This window comes from Sphingobacterium sp. JB170 (assembly GCF_900163865.1).
In the GTDB taxonomy this organism is placed as follows: Bacteria; Bacteroidota; Bacteroidia; order Sphingobacteriales; family Sphingobacteriaceae; genus Sphingobacterium.
Genome location: NZ_FUKU01000013.1, coordinates 106,211 through 133,126, shown reverse-complemented (window position 1 = coordinate 133,126; position 26,916 = coordinate 106,211). Strand labels below are relative to the sequence as shown.

Sequence of the window (26,916 nt, the reverse complement as noted above, 5' to 3'; positions counted from 1 at the left end):
TAAAATTGAAATGAATACAAAAATGTTGTTTAAGCATTGGCGAACAATCGCGGTGCTCGTGCTTCCTCTGTTATTTGTCTTGCCAGCGCATGCGCAAAATAACGGACAGCTAAAAGGAGTGGTTATTAGTGAATTAGGTGGTGAAATTAGTGGCGCTACGGTCGAGTTGTATACCGATAGTAGTACGCGTGTGTCGAGTCGTTCGTCTGACGAGAAAGGCGCCTTTTCTTTTGAGAACCTTAAGCGTGGGGTAACCTACAGGGTCGAGGCAACGATGCTTGGGTTTAGACGCTCTTCGCCCCATACTGTTACCATCAAGCCAACGGGTGCCAACTCGATACTTATTCGTTTAGCACCTGCATCGGAGGATCTGGATGCAGTAGTTGTTGTTGGTTACGGTCAGGTGAAAAAGAAAGATCTAACCGGGGCAGTTTCTTCTGTCAACGGCGATGATTTAAAAAATATTCCTGTTCCGCGCGTTGATCAGATGCTCCAAGGGCGTGCCCCGGGCGTGCAGGTGACCTCGACTACGGGCGCTCCGGGAGCGGGAACCACGATCCGGATTCGCGGAAGTCGCTCGGTGAGTGCTTCCAACGAGCCGCTCTATGTTATCGATGGAATTGTTGGTGCGGGCGACTTGAATACGATCAATCCGGCAGATATCCAAAGTATTGATGTTCTTAAGGATGCTTCTTCGGCGGCCATTTACGGTTCGCGGGCCTCTAACGGGGTTATTATTATAACCACAAAGCAAGGTAAGGTTGGAAAAGATAGATTTTCGTTCTCTGCGACGCACGGTATATCCAATGTTCCCAAACTAGTGGATATGATGGAAGCCAAAGATTTCGTTTCGTTCGTCAATGAGGCGTATGTGGACGAAGGTCAAGCGCCTCTGTATCCTAATGTAGATTCTATTTTAGCTATTACCGGTGATGTGGGAACGAATTGGCAGGAAGAGATTTTTCAAACGGGGGCTTACTCGGATTTTAACATGGCTATGTCCGGTGGAAGTGAAAGTTTCACCTACAGAGTGTCGGGAAACCTTGTCGACCAAAAGGGGGTGATATTAAATTCCTCTTACAAACGTTACCAGGCAAATTTAAATTTAACAAAAAAAGTCGGTGAACGTTTTACGATGGGCCTGAATATGAATATCGCTAGGTATAAGCGTGAGCCGAGCTCGAGCGTAAATTTAGGTACAACGGCGGGGTGGAAGAGCTCCATGTTAACACTGCCTCCAACGATGGCTGCCCGGAATCCTGACGGGTCGCCATCGAGCTTTAATCCGATTGCTTATTTCGGCGGCGGTACGGTAAATACATCGCTTGCTTCGGCAGAGATGATTACCGCGCACACGACGTATAATGATCTACTGGGAAGTGTTTATGCGCAATATGAGCTATTAGATGGGTTACGTTTCAAAACTTCATTAGGGGTGAACTTAGCAAACAGTGTTTATCATGACTACGTACCATCGTATATGCCTTCTTATGTAGCGAGTGGTGCTGAATTTGGGGTCGCCAGCACGGATATTCGGTTCAAAGATTATCTTTTGAACGAGAATACTTTAACGTATGACAAAAGTTTCGGAGACCATAACTTAAACCTCCTAGGGGGCTTTACCTACCAAACTACCGAAAGCAACGCTGTTGATGTTGGTGGCGGAGGGTTAACGAACGATATCGTTCGGTGGAATAGTTTTGGAAGCATTCCGCAAGATCAGCGTAATATCAGTTCTGCGAATAGCCTCAATAAGCAAGTTTCTTTTATCGGACGCGTGCAGTATAACTACGCTAATAAATACTATTTGACCGTTACCAATCGCTACGATGGGGCCTCTAATTTCGCGTTGAATAAAAAGTGGGGCTATTTCCCTTCCTCAGCGATCAAATGGCGGATTGCCGAAGAAGATTTTTTCAAGAATATGTCGATCTCCGAATCCATCCTGAACGACTTATCAGTGCGTTTGAGCTACGGACTTTCGGGCAACCAAGGTATTAGCAATTACCAGTCTTTGCCTACTTTGTCGGCGGACGTCAATGGTTACGTATTCGGTGGCACCCCAACATTGGGATACAAACAGGGTAATATTACTAATGATGATTTGTCGTGGGAAACTTCGAGCCAGTTAAATGCCGGGGTAGACTTTCAGTTATTCAACGGACGGGTAGACGTTACCACAAATTATTATAATATGCACACTAAAAACCTGTTGCTAACCGTTCAGACACCTACGCAAACGGGATATAGCAGTCGTTTGATCAACGTTGGTAAGACGGTATCTTCGGGTTTTGAACTGGGTATTAGCAGTACGGTGATTGACAAAAAGAACTTTGGCTGGTCAACCTCGCTGAGTTTTAGTACCAACGATCAAGAGGTTACCGACCTTGGTCCACTAGTGATGGTCGCTTTGGATAACACGGGTTATGGAGCGACTACAAATTATCTTAAAGAAGGCGTACCGGTGGGAGCAAACTTTGGATTAGATTATGCCGGTGTTTGGCATAGTCAAGAGGAAATCGACGCAGAGCTTGCAAAACCACTGGAAGACAGAACGTATGTTTCTATCTCAAATTTCTATGAGCCCGGTAAGCAGAAATACTACGATCACAAACGTGATGGTGAATTAAATATCGACGATTACCATTATTTAGGAACACCAAACCCACCAATTTTTGGTGGCTGGGGCAACAATTTCCGGTACAAAAATCTTTCCTTAGACATGTTCCTGCAGTTTCAGCACGGCAGCACCATGTGGAATTCCATGGAATATTTTACAGGTGTAGGTCTTTATTTAACCAATCAGATGAGTTACATGAAAGACCGGTGGACCGAAGACAATCCGACTTCGGATATTCCAGCAGTGAACTCAAGGGATAATATACCCAGCACGTATTTCTTACAGAACTCATCGTTTCTACGTTTGAAGTCACTGACCTTGAACTATGACTTGAGCTCGGCTATATTCAAACAGTCCGACTACAAGCTGAACGTATTTTTTTCCGGAACAAACTTGTTTTTGTTAACCGATTACAACGGATACGATCCGGAAGTAAATTCGGCAGGATCCAGTTCCACGATCCGTTCAAAAGATAATGGGGCATATCCGAATAGCCGGACGTTCTCCATTGGTGCAAACTTTAATTTTTAATACTAGTGTTATGTCAATTAGCAAAAAAATCATTATACCTCTATTCTGTGTCATGTTTTCACTGGTGAGCTGTGAAAAGACACTTAACGAAGATCCGCAGAGTATCATTGCTCCAGATGCTTTTTTCAAAACGGTAGATCAATGCCGGCAAGCAACAAATGGGGTCTATAGCCACCTGCCGGGTCTTTTTAACCAAAAGGGATTTTGGGCCGTTACGATGGCGGGTACCGATCTTTTCATGAATCAGGGGGGGACCACAACGATCCGAGCTATCCAAGATTATAATTTCTCCTCAGCGACCGAGGAAAATAGCCATGCCGTGTGGCGCGTTTGTTATGCGGCGATTAAGGACGCAAATTTCGTGATCAGCAGAATATCGGCTTCAGAAATTGATGAGGAGGTGAAAAACGAGCTGCTCGGAGAGAGTAAATTTCTTCGCGCGATGTACTATTATATCCTTACCAATACGTTTGGTGATGTGCCCGTATGGACTGAAGAGCTAAACATGGATGAGGTCGCGCAGCTGCCTCGCAGCCCTATCGCCGAGGTCCGCGGACAGATGATTCTTGATTTGCAGGAGGCTATCGCTAGTTTGCCAGCGAATTATGACAGCAGCAACACGGGACGTGTAACCAAAGGTGCCGCCCTTACATTATTAGCGAAAATCTATTTGTTCGATAAAAACTGGCAGCAGGCATACGACACCGCGCTGCAAGTAAAAGACGGTGAATATATATTGTTACCGAGCTATGCAGAATTGTTTGATCCGAGTAACAAAAGCAAGAATAATCAGGAGTCTATTTTCGAGATTCAATATGCGCGAAATGCAGAGACCAACCAAAATTTTATAGTAAACTCATTTTATTCCTGGTTTTTTCCTACGGGCGACGCTTCGGGAGGCACGTACGCAGGTGTCGATTTCGGTACCATTCTTTTGCAATCCTATCCGCAGTATTACCCGTCTAATCATCTTATATCCTTATATGCGTTACAGGATGAGCGCCGTGAGGTTTCGCTATCCTGGGGATATAATGGACAAAACTTTAACCGTGGATCAAAGGAGAATTCACGCCCGTGGTTTGGCCCTAAGTTCTGGGATCTTACTGCTAACCGGACGGCTAGCGAGAAGAATTTTTATTTTCTGCGCTATGCGGACGTGATCATGATTTTGGCCGAAGCCGCTAATGAATTGGGGAATACGGGCGAGGCGGTTACCTATCTAAACATGATTCGCCAACGAGTGAAAGCAGATCTAGCGAGCGCGAGCTTAAGCCAGCCACAATTGCGCGAGGAGATCATGGAAGAGCGTGCACGGGAGTTTGTGGGGGAGTTTCAGCGTAAATGGGATTTGAGCCGCTGGAATAAGCTCACCGATGCGATGCGTAATGTGCAAGGTGATAACGCTGCGGGCATAAAAAATGTGAAGCCTCATCACGTGTTGTTCCCTATTCCATACGATGAAATTGTTAAAAACAGAAATCTGAGTCAGAACGAAGGCTATAACTAGCGTTTGGGCAGATGCAGGATGCTGGAAGGCATTAAGCCTTTGTACGGATATTAGGTGCAAAGGCTTAATGCCTTTTTTAATTTGTTTGCGGTATGGTTCCGGGGGCCTGCTGGGCTAGCGGAGTTCCATTTCGAACAGATCGGCAATATTTTTCTTTAGTTTTTGTTTAACGTCTGGCATATCGAGCTTTCGCCCAAGCTCTCTTTCCAAGGACGTTACATCCTTATCGTCGATTCCACAGGGGACGATGTTTCCAAAATAACTAAGGTCAGAGTTTACGTTAAAAGCAAAACCGTGCATCGTGACCCAGCGGGAGGCCCGTACACCCAGGGCACATATTTTACGGGCTTTATCATTGTCTGCATCAATCCAGACACCGGTATACCCGTCGTAACGGCCCGCAAGAATGCCATATTCGGCGCAAGTGCGGATGACGGCTTCTTCAAGCGTACGCAGGTAAAGGTGGATGTCCGTAAAAAAGTTATCCAGATCTAAAATCGGATACCCTACAATTTGTCCAGGCCCATGGTAGGTAATATCTCCGCCCCGATTTATTTTATAGAAGGAAGCTTCTTTTTCCGCTAAACCTTCCTCGTCGAGCAAAAGGTACTCTTGGTGCCCACTTTTCCCTAGCGTATATACGTGGGGGTGTTCGGTGAATATAAGATGATTGGGTGTTGGATTTTGGGTGCCATTAACCCGGTTGTCGTGTTTCACTTCAATTGTTTTGGCAAACACTTCTTCTTGTTTATCCCATGCCCTTTGATAATCAAGTAGTCCCCAATCTGCGAAAGTTACTTTTTTGTTTTGCATGTATAATTCTCTTCTATGCAAATTTATGCAATTAAATAGAAATGTTAGAACCTGTTTATGAGCGGGGCGTAAAAATTTGGGTTCCCCACGATGATTCGCTACCAATTCAGTCGTTAATCAAGGTTAAGCTGCGCCGATCGGCGGCATGGAATCTCAAATCTATCATATAGTACGGGCTGGAAATTGTCTTCATCTTGAAGCGTATAGTACTCGCCGGCGATCTGTATTTCCGCGCCGATCTTTTGTATATTCATCTTAAGAAAGCCAAATCGGTCGTCGCAGTAAGCCGCTAAGGCGACTGAATCATCACCCGTTAATGGGCTAACGTCCGGAGCATTTTCAAGGGCAACGCTGTGCAGATCCGCGTATCCGCCGGCGCCCGCAACGATATAAGGCACCTGGATATCATTGCTGTATTGTTTTGAAAACCGTTGATAATTATGCACATGTCCGCTACAGACAAGATCGGGATACACACCTGTAATTTCAAATGCTGCATCAAGAAGGTCGATCGTTTGCTGACTTGATCCATGGTTCGTATCGGCTGAGTATGGCGCATGATGTACACAAACGATGATAGCTTGCGCATGGCGGCCCGCTTCGATGAGCTCTTCAATAAACCATGTCCGCTGCTCATCGGTGATCGTGCCAAATTTGGTAACATTTGCATAAAGCCCGATAAACCGCGCTAGTGGTGTGAGGAGTGTCCAATACACGTTTGGTTGGGTCATGCTCATTCTGGGGTTTTCAACGGCAAAGCTGATTGGCCTACTTTGGCTGTCACAGAACACTTCAAGGAAAGCGTCGAGACTTTCGTAGGGGTCCGCGGATTCGGGGTTAATATCGCCGTCGTGATTTCCGGGAATTGCAAAAATAGGCGCATGGTAGTTCCGGTAGGGCCCTAGAAACTGCGCAGGATATTCCTTGGCTTCGCCATGGTTGTATACGATATCTCCTAGATGGTACAGAAACGCCGGTGTCGCCCGCTCGGTGTCGTCTAACTGGCGTGATAAAGCCGAGGCAATCGGTTCCTGAAAAAAAGACTGACGTGCGCTTCCCGTATCGCCTACCATGTGAAATGCCATCCGGTCGCGAAAATCCTCAGCGTTCAGCCCTGGGACATTGTCGATGTTGAGCCGGTAAGGGTAAGCACCAGTAGGTTTAGGAAGGGGTTTGAAATTAGCGGAGTCATCCGTTACTTGTCTTAAGATAACCGGAAATCTGTATTTTGCATCGTTCATACTACAAACCTACCAAACAAAGATTAAATTGAGGTTAAGATGTACGATCAGAATGTGCTTAAAGGTCGCAGGCTACTTTCTAAATGATTTAGTTCGTCTAATCAAACCCGAACAGCGGTGTTACTTTTGCTAAAGGTGCTAAATTCGATTTGCTCGACATAGAATAACTCCTTCTCTCCAATCACTAGGATGATAGATTGCTAAATACCTGTGTGTTTATGCCCTTATATTATAGGCATATGGGATATATAGAGGTTTATTCGCTACGGCTTTGTTCAATTCATCAAGGGGTTGGTTGGCGATTTTCAACGAACTGATAAGGCGGCCGTTCGCCTGTTGTTTTCTATCATATTTATGTCATTTTACGTGTATGTGTATCCATGTTGAATAATTTTTATTATTAATAGTTTAATTTTAAGTATTCAAACCCATTGATTACTAGGGGGTAAGAATGTGTAATGAGAATAAAATATTTCTTTTCAACTGAAATTTCCAATTCAAACGATCTATATAAATAAATTTAAACAATTATGAGCAAACAACATTCAATTCGAATCAAGTCTATTTATTGCGGAGGTACATCTGGAGATAAAGGGACGAGTAGTGATGAACTTTACTTAGTATGCCAATCAGATGCTGGAATTCCTGTCCGGGTTCCCGCGGGTTTTAATAAGTCGTATTCCATGCAGAAAGGTAAAACATGGGAACTGGATCTGGTGCTTGGCTTTGATTATGAGGTGCTGGTTACACTTTGGGATCACGACCTACCATTTGACCCGAATACAGCAAACTACCTGCAAAGTCATGATTTTGTGGCCGGGAGTGGTTCAGGATCTACCAAGCCGTTGAAAAATTTGGACGGGGCAGAATATACAATTAATTTCACTTACATAGACTGATACCCTGTGTTCTACCAATAATAAAATATAATAGTTATGGACAATAAATTTGAAATACAATTCGCGAATTACGTGGGAGCCTGCAAGGCAATGGATTTTCCAGTGCCGGCAAAACCAGTTTCAAAACCGGCTATATCTGATAATGAAAGAAAGATTTTTGCCGAAGCAGAGAAAGCTTGGATAAATTATAGCAATTCCGTCGCTGGAAAAAAATTCTTGACGGAATTGCAGCATATGGATTTACCGACTGCGCAGTCAGGCGTAGCCAAAATACTCGATAATCCGGAATTTGATAAATTGAAAAGCTTGCTTAATTCGTTGGACCTTCGTGCAAGTAGCTTTTCAATAGGAATAAGTTTCGAAGCGGAGTTTATATTAGGCATTGCAGGTACGTTGGGCTTTGCCATCGGAATCGGAGGTGATAAAGGAGTCTCTTCTTCAGAGTTCTTATCTGTGTGGATTATGGAAGGGATTGAGTTAGGAGCACTTGTTGGTGTGCAATTTGGGTTATGGGATAGCGCTCCTGCTGATCTTGGCGGATATGCATGGGGTACCGAAGTAGCGCTCGGTTTTGAGGTAGAGGCTAGCGGGTGCGTTCTTTATTCGAAATCCGAAAAATTGTTAGGGGTGACTATGACAATTGGAGCCGGGCTCGATGAAGGTTTTGCTGAAGTTGAAAGCTTTACGTTTATTCTAGGTACCCAAGGAGAGAACCCTTATTTAGAACCTGTTTACCAGCCAAGAAAAAATAACTTTTTAATTATTGAAAGTTTAACCTGCGTGCACCCGTCAAGTGACGGAGCAGGAGATGAAAATGAAATCTATTTTACTTTTCAGGCGGATGGTGGCGGAGAAGGTGTGGTCTTATACCGCAACCCACCATACAGTTATTTTTCCATGAAAGAAAAGGATGTCTGGGAATGTGGCCGCTCTGTTTGGTTTAATTCTAATGTCCAAGTCACCGTTTACGACGATGATGGCACAAGTGGCAATGACGTGGTAGGTACTTTTAGCATTAACCTTTCCGAACTCACGCTAGATAATACCAAAACCTACAACAGCACCGACAATTATTCTTCGGGATTTGATGATGTGGAGTATACGATCAATGTGAAATTAATTGCTCAGAATGTAGTGAGCTAATTTGCATGTGGCAGCCGGCATCAACGTTATTTCGGGGAAGTTACTTAGCGTTAGAACTTAATTCTTGACAGGAAAAATCAATTTTTTAATTTTCTGAAGTCAAGATTATTAGATTAACAAAAATTGACCGATTAACTCAACAAAGGCTAAATACTGCTGGTAATAGCGAAGTTTTCGTTGCATCCGAAGGAAAAACAATGAAATCGCTGTCGAACGAAACCGGTTGGATTTTCGGATTATGGGGTTCTGGTAAGATGGGATTAAGGGATTAGAGCAGGTGGGGGCCTGCTTTTTTGTTTTATGTTGTCCCAAGGGCAGCTTTGGCCATCATCTAGGTAGCGAATTCCAGGAAAGAGCAGTCTGGCGGCATATTTGCGGAAAGATCTCGGATACGCTATTAGTGAAAAACGTATGCGCAGGTTATATAGGATTATGAACCTTAAGACTATATATACTAAACCAAATCTTAGCAAATCAAATAAATCTGATAAATAATGTTAAAATAAAACAAGAATGAAATTGGTTAAGATTCCGAATTTCAGTACCTTGATGTCACCAAACAGCTCAATATCAATGTCAAATTGACGCAATAGCTATTTAAAAGTTTTAGAAGTGATCAACGCATTAAATATCGATTCTTTTTCTCCAATCAGCATTGGAAGAAAGTCTAAAAAGGCTAGTATAGAGGTCTTAATACGCAGCCTGAGGGCTGAATTTATGTCGATAGATGGCGAGAATGGCCTGTTCAGGCAGGTAAGCAATGTCGATATTCCAAACCTGATTGAACGGTTCATGATCAACGGGAATTATGCCAAAGCATTTTGCGGGTTCAAAACAAGAATGCTGTCCAAAATATCTGCCGTTACTTTGATCCAGGATATGAGCAAGTTTCTATCGGAGAGAAACATTAAAAACATTAAAATTCAAATTATTTAATTTCACCCAACGGATTATGAATGTAAAAACGAATAATATATTAGGGAGTATCCTGGGATTAGTCGCTCTCGTTAGTATTAGCGCCTGTAATAATGGTGAAAGTAAATCTTCGAATACGGCCGATAGCGTGCAGGTGCCTGTCGATGTGGCGGCGTCCGATACGGTGCCCGAAAGCCCTGCTATTACGAGCTACCCATTAATCTTGCCCGCCACGCAAATTCCAGGAACAATTGATGACTCCCTGGCAACTCATCTACCGGCACATATCAAGGCGCTGGCTGCATTTTATGCCGCGATGGGCGGGAGTGATTGTGATGGCGAGTATTGTGGACTTACTTCCGCACTGGAGCTGGGAAAACAAGGGTCTTCCGACCAACAAGCGCTCATTCGGGATTATTTTCCCGCAGATAAAGTGGCCGAGACGGTGCTTGCTCAAAATTGCTACCTGCGCCCGAGCGGAGCCTCCTCGTTCACTGAATTTGCTTATCTAACTATTCGAGATTATGGCGATAGCGTGTCCGTAGATTATGAACTTTTCGCTTACGACCGCGGGCAAGGGACACGCACCGAAGGTCCCGATATTTATAGTTTCAAAGGCGGGAAATTTAAAAATACTTCGCGTAATATTTGGACTCATGTTGGGGAGAACTAAACATGTGAAATTTCTAAATATTATTTGAAATAGGGAGCCTGGTATTAACGCCGGGTTTTTTTGTAATGCAAGTCTTTGGTATCGAGCCGCAATACTTAAAAAAGATACGCGTGGTGATGAAAGATAATTTTAAAGGTCAAGCCTCGACCCATCTGGGGGAGATTGATTTAATCGGCTATTAATTTAGTCTTTAAGTTTTTAATAGAACGGGCCGGTGCATAGTTGTATCGGTCCTTCTTTTTTTTGAGATGTCTGCGGCGAGTTTCGGCTATGGGTTCGGGCAATGCTGCGAGAAAGGAAAAAAATGTCAAAAAAAATTTTGACGTTATCGGATTATCCTTACATTTGCCTTAGTTTGTAATTAGTCTAAATAAAACAATAAACTAATCGGGCCTCAAAAACCCATAAAAAAAGAGCGCCGTGCAGAAGCGGGAAACTTCGCACGACGCAAATCTGAAATCAGCGGTAACTGCTTTCAGATCATCTTGGCGAAAAATTCGCCAGGATCCTTCGGCACTGCAAGTACGGAAGGACACGCAAGTTAGCAAAAATAGGGCATACTCCATTTGTCCTTTTTTACTTCTTCTAGTCCTTCCGTTCGCTGTTCAACTTGTTTGAACGGTCAAAAGAATTAGAAGAAGAATGAAGCGAATCAACTGTAATTATCCTGATGGCTGCGCGTTAATATCCGTATCCGTTTGGAGAGCTCCTCATCTGGTGCCAGGTCGGTTTCAACTGATATTCTTCTATTACAAGAAATTATTTAATCTATTTTTTTAATGAAAACTATCAGAACTATTTTGTTATTGACGGCGCTTGTATGCGTTAAATTTGGATTCTCTCACGCCCTTTGGATAGAAGCGCCGACTACCGGGAAAAAGGGCCAAAGCCAACAAGTACGGGTCTACTATGGCGAATACGCGCAAGGGCTTATTGATCCTGTTGACAAGTGGTATTCCGACGTCAAGGACTTTAAATTGATTCTGGTCTCTCCAAGTGGTGCGACCACGGAGTTAACCAAAACCGCACATAACGACCATTTTTCGAGTGAATTTATCCCCCAGGGCGATGGCACGTACGCATTGCTTGTCGTCCACCCTGCAAAAGAACCCTATGAAACCACGGCGTTTGAATTCTCGTCGATTGCGCAAGTGATCGTAGGAAAACCAAGTGATCAGGTGCTGGAGGTTCCCATCATGATCCAAACGGATGCGCGGGGGAGCTACAAGACGCAAGGCAAGGTGCAGGCAGTTATTTCTCAGGGCGGGATTCCACTCCGGGACGCGGCTGTAGAAGTTGCGGCTCCCGCAGGCTGGACAAAGAGCCTTAAAACAGACGCACAAGGTAAGATTGCTTTTACTGCTCCGGCAGAAGGAAAATATGTGATCGAAGTTGCAAAGACCGATAAACATGATGATGACACGTTTGGAAAGAATATCGAAAATGTGTGGCGCGGAGTAACAACGGTCATCTACGTAAACTAATCTGAGAAGCAATAACATATAATCTTACCATGTTTAATATTTTAAAACGTATTCTACCCTTAATGCTTCTGCTTGCCACCAGCCTAAGCGGGTACGCGCAGCAGTATGTACTAAAAGGAACGGTCCGTGGTGCGGATAATAAACCGGTGGAATCTGCAGCCGTTCAGATCGACGGGCAGCCGATCTTTGCCAGTGAGCAGGGGCTATTCCGGCGAGATAAAATTGAAAAATCGACGGTTCAGGTGCGTGTGGAGCAAATCGGATACGATCCGTACAGCCGCGAGGTGACCCTGCATCCGGGAGAGAACACGCTTGATATTCGCTTAGTGCAGCGGCAAAAGAACATCGAACAGGTGGAGGTGACCGGACTTACTAAAGTGCAAGAAATCAATAGGCAGGCTTTTACGGTGAGTGCAATAGACGCAACAAAGCTACACAACACGACGCTTAGTCTTTCCGATGCATTAGATCGGGTCTCCGGTGTGCGGGTTCGTGAGACGGGAGGTCTCGGTTCGAGCATGAATCTTTCGCTTAATGGGTTCTCGGGGAATCACGTTCGTTTTTTTATCGATGGTATCCCGATGGATAACATGGGGAGCACGTTCCAAATCAATAACATGCCGGTAAACCTTGCCGAGCGTATCGAGGTGTACAAAGGAGTTGTACCCATTTGGCTAGGCTCGGATGCCTTGGGAGGAGCGATAAATATCGTGACGGGGAATAAAGCCCGTAATTACGTTGACGTATCTTATTCGTACGGGTCATTCAACACGCACCGCACGGTTATTAACGCTGCTACAACCACGAAAAAAGGATTAACCTTCCAATTGAGTGCTTATCAAAACTATTCAGATAATAATTACAAGGTGCATCTTGAAGCCCATAACAATAGACCCGAAGGTTATAGTAAACCGGCTGAGGTAGAACGGTTTCACGATACGTACCATAACGAGACGGTCATTGCGAGCCTCGGGGTTGTCGATAAACCCTATGCCGATCGATTGTTATTAGGGATAAACCTTGGCAAGAGTTATAAGGAAATCCAGACGGGGGCTCGTATGGAATCGGTCTTTGGAGCCTGGCACCGCCGAGGTAATCTAGTGATGCCTTCACTGAAGTACAGTAAGAACGACCTTATTAAGGGGCTTGATGTCGTGCTTAATGCGAATTTGAACCTCGGTAGTGAGCGAAACATTGACACCGTCAACCGCAGGTATGACTGGTTCGGCGACACGGGGGCAAGGTTACCGGAAACTTCTGGAGAACGCGGGGCCCAGTCGATGTATAAATACCGTAATAATGAAGCGTTAGTAACCGCAAATTTTAACTATTCAATTGGTGAAAAGCAGACCATCACGGTTAATAATGTGTTTAATAATTTTGATCGTAAGGGTGAGGATCCCTTGAACCCACTTAATAATGAGTACGAATTGGCCAAAACAACTCGTAAGAATGTGCTGGGCTTAGGGTATCAATATCAGGTTTCCGACTTGTGGAGCATTTCCGTGTTTGGTAAATATATTGTACAGAATAATTTAAATGGGGATGACGCAAGCAGCAGTGCCAAAAAATTGGGCTGGGGAACTGCTGGAACCTATTTTGTTTCCGATGCGTTGCAACTGAAAGGGTCCTACGAATTAACAAATCGCATGGCAACCCCTTACGAGATGTTCGGAGATGTTGAAAATCAGTCAGCTAATCCAGGTCTAAGGCCGGAAACTAGCAACAACTTTAACGTAGGGATTAATTACAACTTTTCTGCCGGGCAAGGGCATGAGTTCGATCTGACCGCGGGGGCAATTTACCGATATGCCAAAGATTTTATCTACCAGCGTTTAGAGGCAAATCAAGGGCGCTATGTTGCTGACAATCGAGACGGTGTGCGAACATTCGGTGGTGATATCGAACTGCGTTACCACTACGGGCGTTGGTTGAGTGCGGGAACAAGTTGGACCTATCAATACCTTCAAAACATGCAAGAGTTTGACGAAGGCTTTACGAATGTTAGTCCTGTATACAAAGATCAGATGCCGAATATTCCGTATTTCTTTGGAAATTCCGACGTACAGGTTCGATTTGATGATTTTTCCGGGAAAGGGAACGCCTTGAGCGTCGGTTATAATTTGCAGTATGTACATGAGTTTTACTTATACTGGCCAAGTCAGGGGCTAATTGATAAAAAGAATATTCCAGGACAGTTGAGTCATGACATTAATGCTCTTTTTTCTGTGGCTGATGGCCGCTACAATATTGGTTTAGAAGCTCGAAACATTACAAATCAACGGTTATACGATAATTTTAGTATGGAACGACCAGGCCGTGCGTTTTATCTCAACCTACGTTATTATCTCAACAAAAAATAAAACAAAAAATATCATGAATATTAGAAAATTATTACTTTCCGCTGCTGTTGTCGTTTCTTTGACTGCGTGCGACAAAAATTCCGACGGGGACGCGGGCACAAATCCAGTAAACAAAGGAAACTTCATCCTTACGGTGACACCTACTGCTGCGACAGATGTGGCCGATTACCTGCTTACGACCGGCAGTCTTGAGGAAGGCTCGATAACCACGCAGGGAAACGGCGTAGAGCAGGATGGCACATACCGTTATTACGTTACGCACAACAATAAGTTTTTTAGCATGTTGTACGGTCAAGGGAACCCCGGCGCTGTAACGGTGTATGACATTCAGGACGGCTCGTTAAACAAACTTGCCAATACAGTAACAGAAACTGTGCAGGCATTTGCACCGGTGAACGATGATATCTTAATGATGAAGATCTCTCGTAATATCACCGATCCAACCTCCACCTGGTACCGTTTTAACACCAATTCACTTACGATCGCTGGACAAGGAAATGTCAATACCGCGGAACTTGCTGATAATGGTGAACTGGCATTCTATAGCTGGCTGACGCAGGTGGGTAATAAAGTTTATGCGCCATTTTTCTCGATAAAAGCATGCTGTGAGGCTGGCTTTGGAACCGACTATCCGGATCAGGCGTGGGTCGCGGTGTACAATTATCCGGATATGACCCTAGAAAAAGTTATCCACGATGACCGTACTAGTTTCATTGGTCGTTACTTTACAGATGGGCTTAGCGTTACGGAAAATGGAGATGTTTATGCTTATTCTTCGGCGATCGCGACCTCGGACGGTGCGCAAGATTTTAACACCACTAAACCCTCCTCGGTGACCCGTATTAATGCTGGCACGACCGAGTTTGATCAGTCGTTCCTTATTAATTTCGAGGAACTTTCAGGCGGCCTTAATATCACCGACTGGTTATATCTTGGAAACAATAAATTTGTCGTATTCTCGAACACCGAAGCAGAGAAAAACCTTTTTTCTACAGGAAATATCGTAGGAATTCTGGATGTGACAACACAAAGTTATACGAAGGTGAGCGGTATGCCCGAGTTAAAAGATATTAAGGCGATTACACAAAATAATTACACTCCAGCCGACGGAAACACAGGTTACATCGGCGTGAACCTAACCACAGGTGTTAACTATGTGTATAAAATTGATGCGAATGCTGCAACCGCGACTAGGGGTCTGAAAATCGAAGGAGGTACCCTTACGGCTATTGAGCATCTTGATTAATTATCTATCGTTTATTATAGACAGGCATTTAGGCTGCTTGGGAATTCTACCCCTAAGCGCCTAGAAGCGCTGTTTACTTCTCAAAGATATGTATACACTGTTATTAGGGACTATTTTGATTGCTTCTTATTTATTCTACCAGTCTAGTACCCGGGTGAAGTTTAAAAGCCGTCCTGTATGGCTGGAGCGCTTCAAAGAAAGGCCGAAGAAGCTGCGCAGCGCTGGGTTAGGGCTTCTTTTTATTACGCTGGTTGCCTGCTGCGTTATGCACGGTGTCGGCGCAGGAATTTTCGGATGGATCGTTTACGTGATGGGCATGCTCTGCCTATTGGTTTTGATCGGTCCATATAATTTTCTTAAAGCGAAGCATATCGCGGTAATTTTTGTGATAAGCGGACTTCTTGAACTGTTGTACACCTTCTATAAATAACGTTTGATATGCCAGCGAACAAAAAATATTTAAGCACTCCTTTCCAGCGTTTTTTGAAGATTACGGCCGGATTCATTGGTGGTTATCTGGTGATGATTACTTTTCATCTGCTGATGACGCTTTTTTTTGAAAACAGAAATGTTATTGTGACCGCCGGATTTACCGGTTATATCCTTTGGGCGGTACTACTATTACTCGCCTTCCTCGCTAAAAACGGGTGGAAGGTCTGGGGCGTATATCTGCTGCTAGCTTTTGTATGTTACTTGCCATTCCTAATTCGTTAAGCCGTCTAATTATGAATCTCAGAAATTACAATATATACTTTAATACCCACACGATTAGCGGCATCATTATTTGCGCATTGTTGTACGTGATATTTTTTGCCGGCTCCTTTTCCTTTTTCAAAAAAGAAATCACCGCATGGCAAAACAATACGAGCTATCACCAGCAGGAGGTGAACACGGCGAATTATACTTATCTACTCGATTCGATTTCCCGCGGCGGCTATAACTTACAGGGGCGCGATATTATATTCTATTTGCAGCAGGGCGGGCTTAAGGGCTATGTTAATTTTAGCGCTTCTCAAGATACGATTGTCCATAAAGCGAACATGGCTGCGATGGAGTCTGCGGCGGATGGCAGCCGTCGAGGGCGGGGACGCCGTGGCGGCGGTGATACAAAATATTTCAGTCACGACTTTGTGCGAATGGAGTCGGGCGATTATGCATCGAATTACGATATGGGTGAGTTTTTATACCGCTTACATTTTCTTGCCCAACTCAACGAGGTGCCTATCCGTTTAGGCTTCGCGCCGTTCGGGTATATGGTTGCTGGTATTACGTCTTTTTTGTTTCTATTTGCCCTTATTACCGGACTGTTACTGCACTGGGATAAAATCGTTTCTAATTTCTTTGTCTTTCGGCCATTTAGCAAGTGGAAAACGGTGTGGACGGATATGCACACGGCTCTGGGGGTGATTGGTTTTCCCTACCAGTTTATCTTTGCGGTAACGGGGATTATCTTGATTATTAATACCGTGCTTGTTGTTCCGTTTGGAACGATGTTATACGATGGGGACAAGAATAAAGTGTACGAGGAACTTGAGCAGACCCCGGACTACCAGCTAGCATATAGCTACCAGCCTCTACAAGGTGGTTTTGAGCTCGGTAATTATTTGGATATGGCGGCGCAAAGGTGGCCAGGAAGCGCTCTTAAACGCGTGAATATAATGAATTATGGCGATCAGAATATGTATGTGGTTATCCAGTCCGAGGCAGGCTATGATAAAAGTTTTGCTGGAAAGGGAATTTTAGCTGTCGCGGTAAAAGACGGCAGGATCCTCGGCGAGAAATCGCCATTCACCGATGTGAGCTATGTCGACCAGGTCAGAAGCTTGATCTACAGGCTTCATTTTGGAGATTTTGGGGGTTACCCTGTGAAAACTATTTATTTTGTGCTTGGAGTGATGGGGTGTCTAGTGATCATTTCGGGTATTTTGATATGGCTGGTTGCACGCGATAAAAATAATGTTATCCCCAGAAAACGGAAATTTAATTTTTGGGTGGCAAATGTGTTTCTAGCGATCTGTTTGACGATGCTCCCCGTGACGGCAATCACCTTTATAGCGATAAAGGTAAATCCCGATGTCAATCAGCAATTTATTTACCGCGTGTTCTTTCACCTGTGGTGGATTCTTTCACTCTATTACATCATTCGCCGGAATTTGAACCGCACAAATAGGGAGACCTTACTGCTGGGAGGTATCTTCTCGCTACTGGTGCCCATAGCAAACGGGCTGGTAACGGGAAATTGGCTATGGGTGACTGCTATGGACGGGAGCTGGGATCTATTTGTGGTAGATTTTGTCTGGCTGGTTTTGGGTGTCATTAGCTTTCTGGTACTCGGCCGCCTGAAGGAATTTAATGAGCGGCCTAAAGAAATGCCGAAACCGGCGATTAGAAAATCACGTGTAGCTACAGCGTAACGTCTTGAACGGTATTTCCCGAGCACGAGGATTTCGCCCTTAAGTATGCCGCGTGCGCCGGAGGCAATTAATAAGTACACGCGGCAGCTAAAATACGTGATAAACCGGTCTTCGCTATGTGAATTTGGTCCTTAGCGGTCCACAAGTTCTTTCACCTTTTCGCCGTAGATATCGACTTTGAGCTCCTTGTTTTTAAAGAGCGAATACCAGCGAATAAAGGTGCCGATAAATACAATAGCCATCAGTAGCATGGCTATTCCCGCTAGGCTTGCAAGCAGATACTGTCCGTTAGGGACGTATAAATCAGTTATTTGAAGATATCCCGCCCAAAAAGTTATTCCCGCCATAAAAACGCCGGGTATGGCCGAGCATAACGCATAGCGTTTTCTGTTCATGCGTATCAGCATCGTCGTGCACACAATTAGTCCGCAAGCAGCGAGCAGCTGATTGGATATTCCAAACAATGGCCATATGCTACTCACGCTGCCCGTATATACCAGGTATCCCCAAGCTAACGTGAATATGGCGCTGCAGATAATGATTCCCGGCCACCAGTTTTTATCTTTAAATGCGGGAATCGCAGAACCTAACATCTCTTGCAGGAAGAAGCGTCCTACGCGCGTGCCAGCGTCGATTGCCGTTAAGATGAAGACGGCCTCAAACATAATTGCGAAATTATACCAATAGGCCATCACATTGTCCATAAAAGGGACGTTATTAAAAATGTGCGCCATGCCCACCGCGAGTGATACTGCTCCGCCAGTTCGTCCATGAAGGTCCAGACCTATCTGATCGCTGAAATGCTGCAGGTCGACGGCATGAAGGGCGGGGTAAGCAGCGAGAAAATCTTGGTATGCTTCAACGGGCGTATTTATCGCAAAGTAATCTCCCGGCATCAGCGTGCACGCAGCAATAAGTGCCATCAGTGCGACAAATCCTTCAACGAGCATCGCACCATAACCGACAAACAGTATTTCACGCTCGTCACCAAGCATCTTCGGGGTGGTACCCGTGGCGATTATCGCATGAAAGCCCGAAATCGCACCGCAGGCAATCACAATAAATATAAACGGAAGTACCGGCCCTCCGATAATTGGCCCTCCTCCGTGAATAAACGAAGTCAGCGCAGGCATTTGGATGGTCGGCGCGACAAAAATAATTCCAATAGTCAACATCAAGATTGTACCTATTTTTAGGTAAGTAGATAAATAATCCCGAGGGACGAGTAAGAACCAAATAGGCAGCACGGAGGCGAGAAAGCCGTAAACGGCAATTGATATCGAAATGGTGTTAATGTCCCAGGAAAACATGCTGGCTAGCACCGGTATTTTCATGAGATAGTCTCCCGAGATAATGGCCGCTATTAGCAGCACGCCGCCGAGAATACTGGCGAAATTAACTGCATTTTTTCTATAGCGAATAATCAGCCCCATAATAATGGCTATAGGCATCGTGGCGATGATGGTAAATAGTGACCACGGCGCTTCGTGCATCGCTGAAATGCACGCTAAGGCTAGGCCGGCGAGCGTTAATATCAAGATGAAAAGGACGGCTATCCCGGTAATCGTTCCGATAGGTTTTGAGATTTCTTTCGAGGCAATGGTTGCCAGGCTTACCCCTTTATGACGGACCGAGGCAAAAAGCACGACCATATCGTGTACGCCGCCGCCTAACACACACCCGATCAGAATCCACAGGGCTCCCGGGAGATAACCAAACTGGGCGGCGAGCACCGGCCCCACCAAGGGTCCTGCAGCGGCAATTGCAGCAAAATGATGCCCAAAGAGTACTTTTTTATCGGTCTTTACGTAGTCCTGTCCGTCGGCGAATTCGACGGCCGGTGTCGTAATTTTTGAATTCAGGCGTAGCACCTTATTGGCGATGAATATCCCGTAGAAACGGTAAGCAATAGCGAAAACGAGTAAGGCCGTAAAAATCAATGTAAGGGCGTTAATTCCGTTTAAATCGATCATAATATAATGTTCAGGTTTTCAGTTTATAAAATGGGAAGTTTGAAGGATCTCTAAAAACTCCCCATTAAGGTAACTATTTTTGACGGCTTTTATTCTATGCGTAACATCTAATTTCAAAAACCCGCACGTTTTCGTCCTCGTGCGTTTTTTTAGCCACTAGTCGTACTTTATCAGCTTTTAAGGTTTCAAAATTGTGGGTCACTTTTCGTAGGAAGTTGTCGGTGATCTCAATTTTATTGACCAGCGTGTTCCCGTTGTAGAGCTCTAGCGTATAATCCTTGAGGGTTTCTGGCTGGGGACCGCGGCGCTGCCGTTTCATTGTTGTGTTCTCGCCGGAAAGACGTAAATGCCTGTTTAATCCTGTGTCGAAAGTAAACTCTACCGCAGAGATCGATTGTGGGCTGTTCCACTGTAAATCGAGGTGCTGTTCACCTGAGGCGAGGCTTGCGCGCCACTGATGGCTAGTGTTATCCTGCACATCGCGGTTGTATCCGTCGATCACACTTGTCGCCTCGTGTCCATCGAGGGCCGAGGAAGCGGTTACTTTTGCTTGTCGAGCGAGATCATTTTTGTCCTCATTTTTAATATTAAGAATCGCTTGATCCTGTCGTAGCAGTAGTTGTTGATACTCTTGGAGTTTGCTTTTGTTTGCCGCAAGGCTGCGTGGGGTGAGGCCCTGCTTTACGCAGTAGGCAACAGCTGTGCCGATCGCTTGGCCGAGCGTTGCACAGGTCGCCATCACGCGCGTAGTCGAAAGAGCAGCATGGGTGACCGAGATATTCCTGCCTGCCATCACTAGGTTTTCGTGGGTCTTGCTATACAGGCTGCGCAGAGGGATGGAGTACGGTCCTTTAAGCGGTATGGAACGAAATGGACTCAGCGAGGTGTCATCCATTCCTGCCGGAAGATGATCATCGAGTGGCCAGCCACCGTATGCCACGCGATCTTCGAAGTTTTCTTGTTTGAGGACATCGTTTTGCGTCAACACATAGTCTCCGGTTATCCGGCGACTTTCACGCTTTCCTTGGATCGCGCCAAACCAGGAGAGGGCCCAGTTTGCCGACTCGGGGTGGTTACCCGAGTTTTTGATATAGTCCCAAACGCCAAAAACAACGGCCATCAAGTCGTGTCTAATTTTCTGTCCGTCGTGCACAATGTTTTCGAGTCCGCCCAGCTCGATCCACCAGTATCCGTATTCCCAGGAGTGTATCTTACGAAATTTGAAATCCGAGAACTCGTATTTCCGCGCCCATTCTGGTGCCTTGAACGGCATTGGTTTGTCGTGCGGTTGAGACTGGAACAGTAGGCTGTTCCCCATGGTGATATCGTCGCGTGTGTCAAGCCCTAGGGGTTCGTTGAATTCTGATTTGGCCTCACGTCCGCGCATAAATTCTGCGCCCGCTAAGGCTGCCAGAGTGCCATCGCCGGTACAATCGGCGTAGTATTTTGCTTTTACGTTGTAGATCTCTTCGGTCGCCGAACAATAGCTTTGTACTTCTTGTATTTTGCCTCCATCGGACTTCACGCTATAAAGCATCGTGTCGAACAGCAGCGTGATATTGGGGTTGGATACAACCTTGTCGTACATGACAAAGTCTAACATTTCCCAGCAGCGCTGGGGATTGGTGTAGGCTTCGGTGAGCATGACTTCTTCGAGCAGTCCCGTCTCGCGCCACACTTGGCTCAGCGCTGAGGCACCACAGATGTGCATCCTGATTTCGGAACTAGCATTCCCTCCGAGCCGTGAGCGGTTTTGAATCAGGACGACTTTCAGTCCATTTCTTGCCGCAGCCAAAGCGCTGCAAAAGCCAGCCATCCCACCACCAGCGACCAAGTAGTCTGTTTCCATATTTCGCGTAGCGAATACAGCGTTCGTGGCATCTGTGGGACCGGTTTTAAGGTCCTTTTCTGTTAATGTTTTTGCAATTACAGGATCGACTAATAGCGCTCCTGAACCGATTCCAACCGCTTTTAAAAAGTCTCTTCTATTATTTTTCATAGTCTAAAAGTTTTTTGATTAATTCTTTTTGTCTGGGGTTTGCTTTTTGGCTTTTACTAAAGCGTGTGAGTAACTCTCGCGTTTGCTCATTTGGCGAGGAGATAGCACTTATAATTTCTGTTGTTACATGTGGTTTTAAGCGATCGATCTGCATTAAGATCGTGTTATAGTTTGCTGGATTAGACAGGAGATCCCCCTGCTGTAGTATGTCGATGGCATAATGCGGGATGAAATCGTCTTCGGCGAATAGTAAGGCGACCACCTGCGTATTATACGCTTTACTTTCGCTGGGGGATAAGTTTTTAAGAAAATATTCCTGATAGGCTGGGACAGTGGAATCTGCGAAATAGAGCTGCCATTTTCGCGCACGGTACTGCTCCTGCAGGTATTTGTGCAGTGCGTCTTTAATCGGGCCATTTACGATGTGCCATAAGGTATAGCCCGTATATAGGGCGCCCGGAACGGATACGTTTGAAAAGAGCAAGGACGTTGGTCGGGTTACTGCATCCACTTCTGCTGAGTATTTTTGAGCGTCCTTGTCCAGCAGATCTTCTACCTGGTAGTCGCGCAAGGGGGAGAGCGTATCTAAAAGAAGCGCGTTGAGCTTTTGGTAGTCGCCTTCATCAAAGTACTGATGGTCAAACTTAGTAAATGCTACGTGCTGCTCTTTACTGAAATGGTGATAATTACCCAGCAGATCCCAAAATAAGTTGATTTCGATGGGCAGACAAATCTGATCGTTGCAGACGTTTGTTGTTAGGTTTGTCGCAAAATATAGGGCACTGTCTTGGGGCGTACTCACCACGTAGACCGGAAAACTTAAAGTATCATTAACGGTAAACGTAAATGCCGGCTTGGTCTGGATGTTAAGCGCAGACCAAGATTGTGCCCGGAGTGAGAGGACGCTCCAGGCAATACATAGTGCCATTAGTACTATTTTAATCATAACGAAGTAAGGTTGTTACGTTGCAATCCGTGTCGCTCAGAAAGCGGATCCAGCGCGCTTCGATGTCTTTAGGAAACATAAAATTTACTGATTTACGGCTAGCTACTTTTAGCGTTTTATAGTTCATCCATTCACCACTGCCGGTGGGATCAAGCTGTATGGTAACGTTAACAGCTGCGCTCGCGTTATGTTTTATTTCCAGCGTTCTGTTGTCGTAAAATCCAAAAAGATATGCGTCGCTATGTTCATCAGCTTTCACCGCGGTGTTGTCCCACGGACCACCATAGCCGGTAATCTTCCCTAGTTTCCACAGGTCGTCAATTGCCCCTGCCCAGATCGCCGCTTTACCGTCTTTGGAGCGGATGATGTGCTCAGAGTTGCCCGTCGGGGTAATTCCGGAGATGATAAAAAGCCCACGGAAAGAGGCGAAGTCGTGCACGGCAAGATTATGCGAGGCGATAGGCCGCACCTTCGCGAATCCATCTGCATTTTCGGCAGGCAGCTCATAGAAGGTTCCGTGTAAATTCATTAAATCGCGCTCTGTTACCACTTCTCGGGCAAGCCTGGTCAAGCCGTCATTTGTGAGCGCGTCGAGCTTTTTGTCGCCTTTTGGAAAACGCCACCTGCGGCCGTCGTCATCCACGACCAGCACGGAGTTTGCGTCAACCTGGACGAGCTTTTCTGGTATCGTAAAATTCTTTTCTATGGCTTGTTGCGCTTCTTTGTTCTGGGCCATCTTTAGCTCCATGTTTTCGTCGAGCTCATAATACCCACTAGGCTGGAAGTGACCATTTGTGATGTTTCCTGCTTGTAAAGCAAGCTTACGTTGATTGGCGGGTAGCGCATATAGAAATCCACCCAGATAGTCTGTATTGGCGGTGGTAGCGATGGAAGAAAACATAGACACATCGTCGCTTGTGAGCCGATCCCCGCGATAGGAAAATTGGGCGGTGTACACGCCCGGTTTATCGGCTGTGACACGTATCCATTCGCCTTTAAGCGAAGAAGGAATACTATGATGCAACGAGGCGCCTGGCTGCACGGTTACCGTTTTATAGTCGCTCCAAGTCGCCGTCCCTTGTTTATCGATCTCGAGCGTGAATGTGGTAGCCCTACTGCCATGATTTTTGAGCCATAAATTGCGCTCGTGCCAGCCCGCAAGAAGGAATGGTTCGGAGGTAAGTACGCTGGATACCTCTTCGTTAATCCATACGGCCCCTTCGGCTGTTGTAGGGCCCAGCTTATCGAGCGCGCTTGGGGCGAGAAACCACAAGTTGGAGTGGGATTGCCCCGCCCCCTGAAGATTACCTTTAATTTTACGCTTGTTGAGGAATTCTTTTTGAGCGGAATCGTCGCATCCAAATACCAGCATGTCGTTCCAACGGGCGAAGTCCCCGATAACTTTTAGATACGCAGAGCGCGGGCGTATACCGCGACTATTGTGTGCGGTAAATGCCATAGGAAACTTCCAGAACATTCCGTGCATGGTCATTAACAGCTCGCTCGAGCCATCATCTATGCTCCGTATGCGTGGCCATTCGGTGTTCCAGCCGTGTGCCCCGTCATAACTGCGGCTACTCTTGGGAAGCCGGAAGAACGACCAGCCCTGCTGTTGATCGCGCACACCCAGGAGCACTGATTTATGATCCCATCCGGTTGCCCATATCGGGTCGGCACTGTTACTCGAGCCTCCTTGAATGCCGCTGGGACCGGATATTTCAACAAATTGGTTGCGACGCACAAGTTTCCATGTCTTTCCGTCCCATTCGGAGAGCGATCCCGCGGGGATATCGTATTTTTTTAACGCTAATTCCCCGGACTCGCCGTTGTTGGAGTACACTAATACCCCTTGCCCACTGTATACCCCTTTTCCATGTGCGCCCATCAGGTCTGCAAAATTTTGTGTGGTGCTGTAGTTGGGAAGTTTAGCGAGATAGCTTTTAGATTTTAAGTTGACATCCGTATAGAGCTCTGTTACGGTTTTGCTTGTGATGTCGTATTCGTAGAGGCCTTCCTCCATGGTCGCGTAATATACCTTAGTCGCCGGTTCGCTAAGGTGGCGTGCCATTCCCGTCAGCCGACCTGGCATAATTTTGGGATCCACGACCCGGATGTTTCCTTTTTCATCGACAATATAGGGACCGATAAACATGTTGCCTGATTCTTTATGAATCATACGATTTGCCGGAGTGCCGCCAACGCTCTTGGGGTAAACGCTCGATGTCATGTCTTTGTTCAATATATAGAGCTTGTCGGAAGATCCGACCGGCAGGTGCGGCCCATAGGTAATCACGTAGAGCTTGTTTTTCCACGGGACTAAGGCTCCGGTCCCGCACTCCCCTTCGTTATTGTACATCGCCAGGCTGGGGTATATTCCACTGAAGCTCGTTTGTGCGATGGCGCCGCTAGCAACGGTAACGGACGCGGCGATGATTAAGCACTGAATTTTAGTTTTTACTGGCATATTAATAATTCGGATTTTGTTTTAAACCACTTGTTAATACCTCTGTCGATGGAATCGGCCAGATATATTGTTTTGATGCGTCGAACTTACGAATGGCAATCTGCTTGATTAACCCTTGAGAAAAGAAAGCACTAAAGTCTGGCAGCCCATCCTCATCCACTGGGGGCGCTTCGGGAAGAAACCATTTTCCAGTGTTAACTACTTTGGCGATTAGGTCTGCTGGATCGAGTAGACCGTAATTCGGAGTATTTAATGCCTTCTCTGCTGTTTTCCAGCGGATAATATCCATGTAACGAAGACCCTCCAGCGCAAATTCCATTCGCCGCTCAGCCCGCAGTATTTTACGTAGCGGTTCTTGCGCGGTCTCGTTCACTTTAGGGTAGTCTGGCGAGGCTACGTCAACTTTATAGGCCCGCGCGCGCACCTGATTTATTGCGTGAAGTACCGATTCATCAATTTCGTTGAGTTCAATTTTAGCTTCCGCGTATATCAAAAGTATATCGGCGTAGCGGATGATAATGTTGTCAGGTTCTATTCGCCAGGAGTTTAAAAGCCAGTCGTTATCGACTCCCTTGTTCCATAATAAGCCGTTAAACGAAGCGTACTGCGCGACAGCCCGATTATCGTTATTGGCGACCTGCTGACCGGTTGATATTTTGGTTGTTTTGAGCGCTAAAGGGTGCGGTGTGAAGACGAAATCTAAATGAGGCTCATCGAATGGAACGATCGTTTTTACACAGCGCGGATCCCGGTTGGCGAACGGATTTGTAGGATCAAAGCGATCCGACTCATCCACAGGAAGTCCATCGTTACAGTAGTACGCGTATAGCAGATCCCATGAAGGGTTTTTTGCTGCCCAGCCTCCATTGTTGCGGGGGATATAATTTTGCCTATCGCCCAGTACGACCCCGAGTGAGATGGAGCGGGGCAATAAGAATATCGATTCGGGGGACTGCTTGGTCTTGGATAGGAAAAGATCGCCGTAATCCGGGTGCAAGGTATAGATCCCGAGATCGATGCACGCCTGGGCGGCAGTTTTTGCCGTGGCGTAATCGCCCATATAAAGAGCGATGCGCGCTTTAAGGGCTAAGGCGGCCCCTTTAGTGGCGCGCTTGAGCTCATTGGAGCTGTAGGAATCTTTGAGGTTGGCGATAGCAAAATCGTAATCCTCGTAAATTTTTGTGAGGAGCTCCTGCGGGGGAATCTGGTCGAGCGCTTCGGCTTCTTCGATCGTGAGGATGCGGTCCACGTATACCACGTTTCGGTAATGCGATAGCAAGTAGGAATACATCGAGGCGCGCACAAAACGGGCTTCTGCCGTGTAGCTTGCTACTTGTGCTTCAGGTAGTACGCCCGCCACGCGCTCCATGTTTTGGAGCACCGTGTTCGCGCGAGCGATATTTTTATATGTATTTTTCCATCCGGTATTTACAAATCCAGTTTGCCCGTTGAGTGTCGCGTTGGTGATCTCGGTTAACCCATCGCGGAACATCCAGTCGTCTGTCCAGTCGTCGAGGTCTTTTATCCAGAGGTCTGAACGATAAAGATCGTTTAAGGACATGATGAGTTCTTCGGCGGTGCCGTTCCACGTTTCACCTGAGCCTTGGGATAGTGGGTTAAGGTCGAGCTTTTGACAAGAAAGCAGGGTCAAGCTCATGCATATATATAGAAATTTACTTTTCATG

The 26,916-nt window shown here is 45.9% G+C and carries 19 protein-coding genes; 12 read left to right on the top strand and 7 right to left on the bottom strand.

The features are described 5' to 3' along the window. Nucleotides 1-10 precede the first annotated feature (10 nt). On the top strand, nucleotides 11-3,151 hold the full coding sequence (locus tag FM107_RS01930) for a TonB-dependent receptor (protein WP_086946828.1): 3,141 nt from the start codon (nucleotides 11-13) through the stop codon (nucleotides 3,149-3,151). Between the two features lie 10 nt (nucleotides 3,152-3,161). Beyond that, nucleotides 3,162-4,658: a RagB/SusD family nutrient uptake outer membrane protein gene (locus FM107_RS01925; protein WP_179204377.1), complete on the top strand. Its 1,497-nt coding sequence runs from the start codon at nucleotides 3,162-3,164 to the stop codon at nucleotides 4,656-4,658. Between the two features lie 114 nt (nucleotides 4,659-4,772). Here the strand turns inward: FM107_RS01925 and lipB are convergent, their stop codons facing one another. Together lipB and FM107_RS01915 are read right to left on the bottom strand one after the other, a co-directional pair. Continuing rightward, on the bottom strand, nucleotides 4,773-5,471 hold the full coding sequence (lipB, locus tag FM107_RS01920) for a lipoyl(octanoyl) transferase LipB (RefSeq protein ID WP_086946826.1): 699 nt from the start codon (nucleotides 5,469-5,471) through the stop codon (nucleotides 4,773-4,775). A 113-nt stretch (nucleotides 5,472-5,584) separates the two neighbouring features. Then, nucleotides 5,585-6,712 carry a metallophosphoesterase gene (locus tag FM107_RS01915; protein WP_086946825.1) on the bottom strand — a complete coding sequence of 376 codons (1,128 nt, stop codon included), beginning with the start codon at nucleotides 6,710-6,712 and terminating at the stop codon, nucleotides 5,585-5,587. A 530-nt stretch (nucleotides 6,713-7,242) separates the two neighbouring features. On the opposite strand from FM107_RS01915, the gene FM107_RS01910 reads away from it, so the two are divergent. The 10 genes from FM107_RS01910 to FM107_RS01865 all read left to right on the top strand — a co-directional run bounded on the left by FM107_RS01910 (nucleotide 7,243) and on the right by FM107_RS01865 (nucleotide 17,849). Beyond that, complete coding sequence (locus tag FM107_RS01910) at nucleotides 7,243-7,611, top strand: hypothetical protein (RefSeq protein ID WP_086946824.1); 369 nt, start codon at nucleotides 7,243-7,245, stop codon at nucleotides 7,609-7,611. Between the two features lie 36 nt (nucleotides 7,612-7,647). Then, the gene (locus FM107_RS01905) at nucleotides 7,648-8,754 is read left to right on the top strand and encodes a hypothetical protein (protein WP_086946823.1); all 1,107 of its coding nucleotides are present in this window, start codon (nucleotides 7,648-7,650) and stop codon (nucleotides 8,752-8,754) included. A 612-nt stretch (nucleotides 8,755-9,366) separates the two neighbouring features. Continuing rightward, on the top strand, nucleotides 9,367-9,690 hold the full coding sequence (locus FM107_RS01900) for a hypothetical protein (RefSeq protein WP_086946822.1): 324 nt from the start codon (nucleotides 9,367-9,369) through the stop codon (nucleotides 9,688-9,690). 16 nt (nucleotides 9,691-9,706) lie between these two features. Continuing rightward, nucleotides 9,707-10,342 carry a hypothetical protein gene (locus tag FM107_RS01895; protein ID WP_086946821.1) on the top strand — a complete coding sequence of 212 codons (636 nt, stop codon included), beginning with the start codon at nucleotides 9,707-9,709 and terminating at the stop codon, nucleotides 10,340-10,342. Nucleotides 10,343-11,121: 779 nt separating this feature from the next. Then, nucleotides 11,122-11,826 (top strand): hypothetical protein, encoded by a 705-nt coding sequence (locus tag FM107_RS01890; protein ID WP_086946820.1) that lies wholly within the window; start codon nucleotides 11,122-11,124, stop codon nucleotides 11,824-11,826. Between the two features lie 29 nt (nucleotides 11,827-11,855). After that, nucleotides 11,856-14,189 carry a TonB-dependent receptor plug domain-containing protein gene (locus FM107_RS01885; RefSeq protein WP_086946819.1) on the top strand — a complete coding sequence of 778 codons (2,334 nt, stop codon included), beginning with the start codon at nucleotides 11,856-11,858 and terminating at the stop codon, nucleotides 14,187-14,189. A gap of 13 nt (nucleotides 14,190-14,202) precedes the next feature. Beyond that, entirely contained in the window at nucleotides 14,203-15,435 is a 1,233-nt protein-coding gene (locus tag FM107_RS01880) for a DUF4374 domain-containing protein (protein ID WP_086947187.1), read from the top strand. 88 nt (nucleotides 15,436-15,523) lie between these two features. After that, a complete protein-coding gene (locus FM107_RS01875) occupies nucleotides 15,524-15,865 on the top strand; it encodes a hypothetical protein (protein ID WP_086946818.1) in 342 nt (113 codons plus the stop codon). Between the two features lie 8 nt (nucleotides 15,866-15,873). Further along, nucleotides 15,874-16,149: a hypothetical protein gene (locus FM107_RS01870; RefSeq protein ID WP_086946817.1), complete on the top strand. Its 276-nt coding sequence runs from the start codon at nucleotides 15,874-15,876 to the stop codon at nucleotides 16,147-16,149. Nucleotides 16,150-16,160: 11 nt separating this feature from the next. After that, nucleotides 16,161-17,849 (top strand): PepSY domain-containing protein, encoded by a 1,689-nt coding sequence (locus tag FM107_RS01865; protein ID WP_086947186.1) that lies wholly within the window; start codon nucleotides 16,161-16,163, stop codon nucleotides 17,847-17,849. 131 nt (nucleotides 17,850-17,980) lie between these two features. Here FM107_RS01865 and FM107_RS01860 read toward each other — a convergent pair whose 3' ends face one another. From FM107_RS01860 to FM107_RS01840, 5 genes are all read right to left on the bottom strand, one after another. Then, nucleotides 17,981-19,822, bottom strand: a complete 1,842-nt coding sequence (locus FM107_RS01860) for a carbon starvation protein A (protein ID WP_179204376.1) — start codon at nucleotides 19,820-19,822, stop codon at nucleotides 17,981-17,983. Between the two features lie 94 nt (nucleotides 19,823-19,916). Further along, the gene (locus FM107_RS01855) at nucleotides 19,917-21,821 is read right to left on the bottom strand and encodes an FAD-dependent oxidoreductase (RefSeq protein WP_086946816.1); all 1,905 of its coding nucleotides are present in this window, start codon (nucleotides 21,819-21,821) and stop codon (nucleotides 19,917-19,919) included. Then, the gene (locus FM107_RS01850; protein ID WP_086946815.1) at nucleotides 21,811-22,767 is read right to left on the bottom strand and encodes a hypothetical protein; all 957 of its coding nucleotides are present in this window, start codon (nucleotides 22,765-22,767) and stop codon (nucleotides 21,811-21,813) included. The genes FM107_RS01855 and FM107_RS01850 overlap by 11 nt, the downstream gene beginning before the upstream one ends. After that, nucleotides 22,760-25,231: a hypothetical protein gene (locus tag FM107_RS01845; protein ID WP_086946814.1), complete on the bottom strand. Its 2,472-nt coding sequence runs from the start codon at nucleotides 25,229-25,231 to the stop codon at nucleotides 22,760-22,762. The genes FM107_RS01850 and FM107_RS01845 overlap by 8 nt, the downstream gene beginning before the upstream one ends. A gap of 1 nt (nucleotide 25,232) precedes the next feature. Continuing rightward, nucleotides 25,233-26,915: a RagB/SusD family nutrient uptake outer membrane protein gene (locus tag FM107_RS01840; RefSeq protein WP_086946813.1), complete on the bottom strand. Its 1,683-nt coding sequence runs from the start codon at nucleotides 26,913-26,915 to the stop codon at nucleotides 25,233-25,235. Nucleotide 26,916: the final 1 nt, after the last annotated feature.

Coding starts and splice junctions, on each gene's coding strand:
- FM107_RS01930 (WP_086946828.1), top strand. CDS start 11: ATGAATACAAAAATGTTGTTTAAGCATTGGCGAACAATCGCGGTGCTC.
- FM107_RS01925 (WP_179204377.1), top strand. CDS start 3,162: ATGTCAATTAGCAAAAAAATCATTATACCTCTATTCTGTGTCATGTTT.
- lipB (WP_086946826.1), bottom strand. CDS start 5,471: ATGCAAAACAAAAAAGTAACTTTCGCAGATTGGGGACTACTTGATTAT.
- FM107_RS01915 (WP_086946825.1), bottom strand. CDS start 6,712: ATGAACGATGCAAAATACAGATTTCCGGTTATCTTAAGACAAGTAACG.
- FM107_RS01910 (WP_086946824.1), top strand. CDS start 7,243: ATGAGCAAACAACATTCAATTCGAATCAAGTCTATTTATTGCGGAGGT.
- FM107_RS01905 (WP_086946823.1), top strand. CDS start 7,648: ATGGACAATAAATTTGAAATACAATTCGCGAATTACGTGGGAGCCTGC.
- FM107_RS01895 (WP_086946821.1), top strand. CDS start 9,707: ATGAATGTAAAAACGAATAATATATTAGGGAGTATCCTGGGATTAGTC.
- FM107_RS01890 (WP_086946820.1), top strand. CDS start 11,122: ATGAAAACTATCAGAACTATTTTGTTATTGACGGCGCTTGTATGCGTT.
- FM107_RS01885 (WP_086946819.1), top strand. CDS start 11,856: ATGTTTAATATTTTAAAACGTATTCTACCCTTAATGCTTCTGCTTGCC.
- FM107_RS01880 (WP_086947187.1), top strand. CDS start 14,203: ATGAATATTAGAAAATTATTACTTTCCGCTGCTGTTGTCGTTTCTTTG.
- FM107_RS01875 (WP_086946818.1), top strand. CDS start 15,524: ATGTATACACTGTTATTAGGGACTATTTTGATTGCTTCTTATTTATTC.
- FM107_RS01870 (WP_086946817.1), top strand. CDS start 15,874: ATGCCAGCGAACAAAAAATATTTAAGCACTCCTTTCCAGCGTTTTTTG.
- FM107_RS01865 (WP_086947186.1), top strand. CDS start 16,161: ATGAATCTCAGAAATTACAATATATACTTTAATACCCACACGATTAGC.
- FM107_RS01860 (WP_179204376.1), bottom strand. CDS start 19,822: ATGATCGATTTAAACGGAATTAACGCCCTTACATTGATTTTTACGGCC.
- FM107_RS01855 (WP_086946816.1), bottom strand. CDS start 21,821: ATGAAAAATAATAGAAGAGACTTTTTAAAAGCGGTTGGAATCGGTTCA.
- FM107_RS01850 (WP_086946815.1), bottom strand. CDS start 22,767: ATGATTAAAATAGTACTAATGGCACTATGTATTGCCTGGAGCGTCCTC.
- FM107_RS01845 (WP_086946814.1), bottom strand. CDS start 25,231: ATGCCAGTAAAAACTAAAATTCAGTGCTTAATCATCGCCGCGTCCGTT.
- FM107_RS01840 (WP_086946813.1), bottom strand. CDS start 26,915: ATGAAAAGTAAATTTCTATATATATGCATGAGCTTGACCCTGCTTTCT.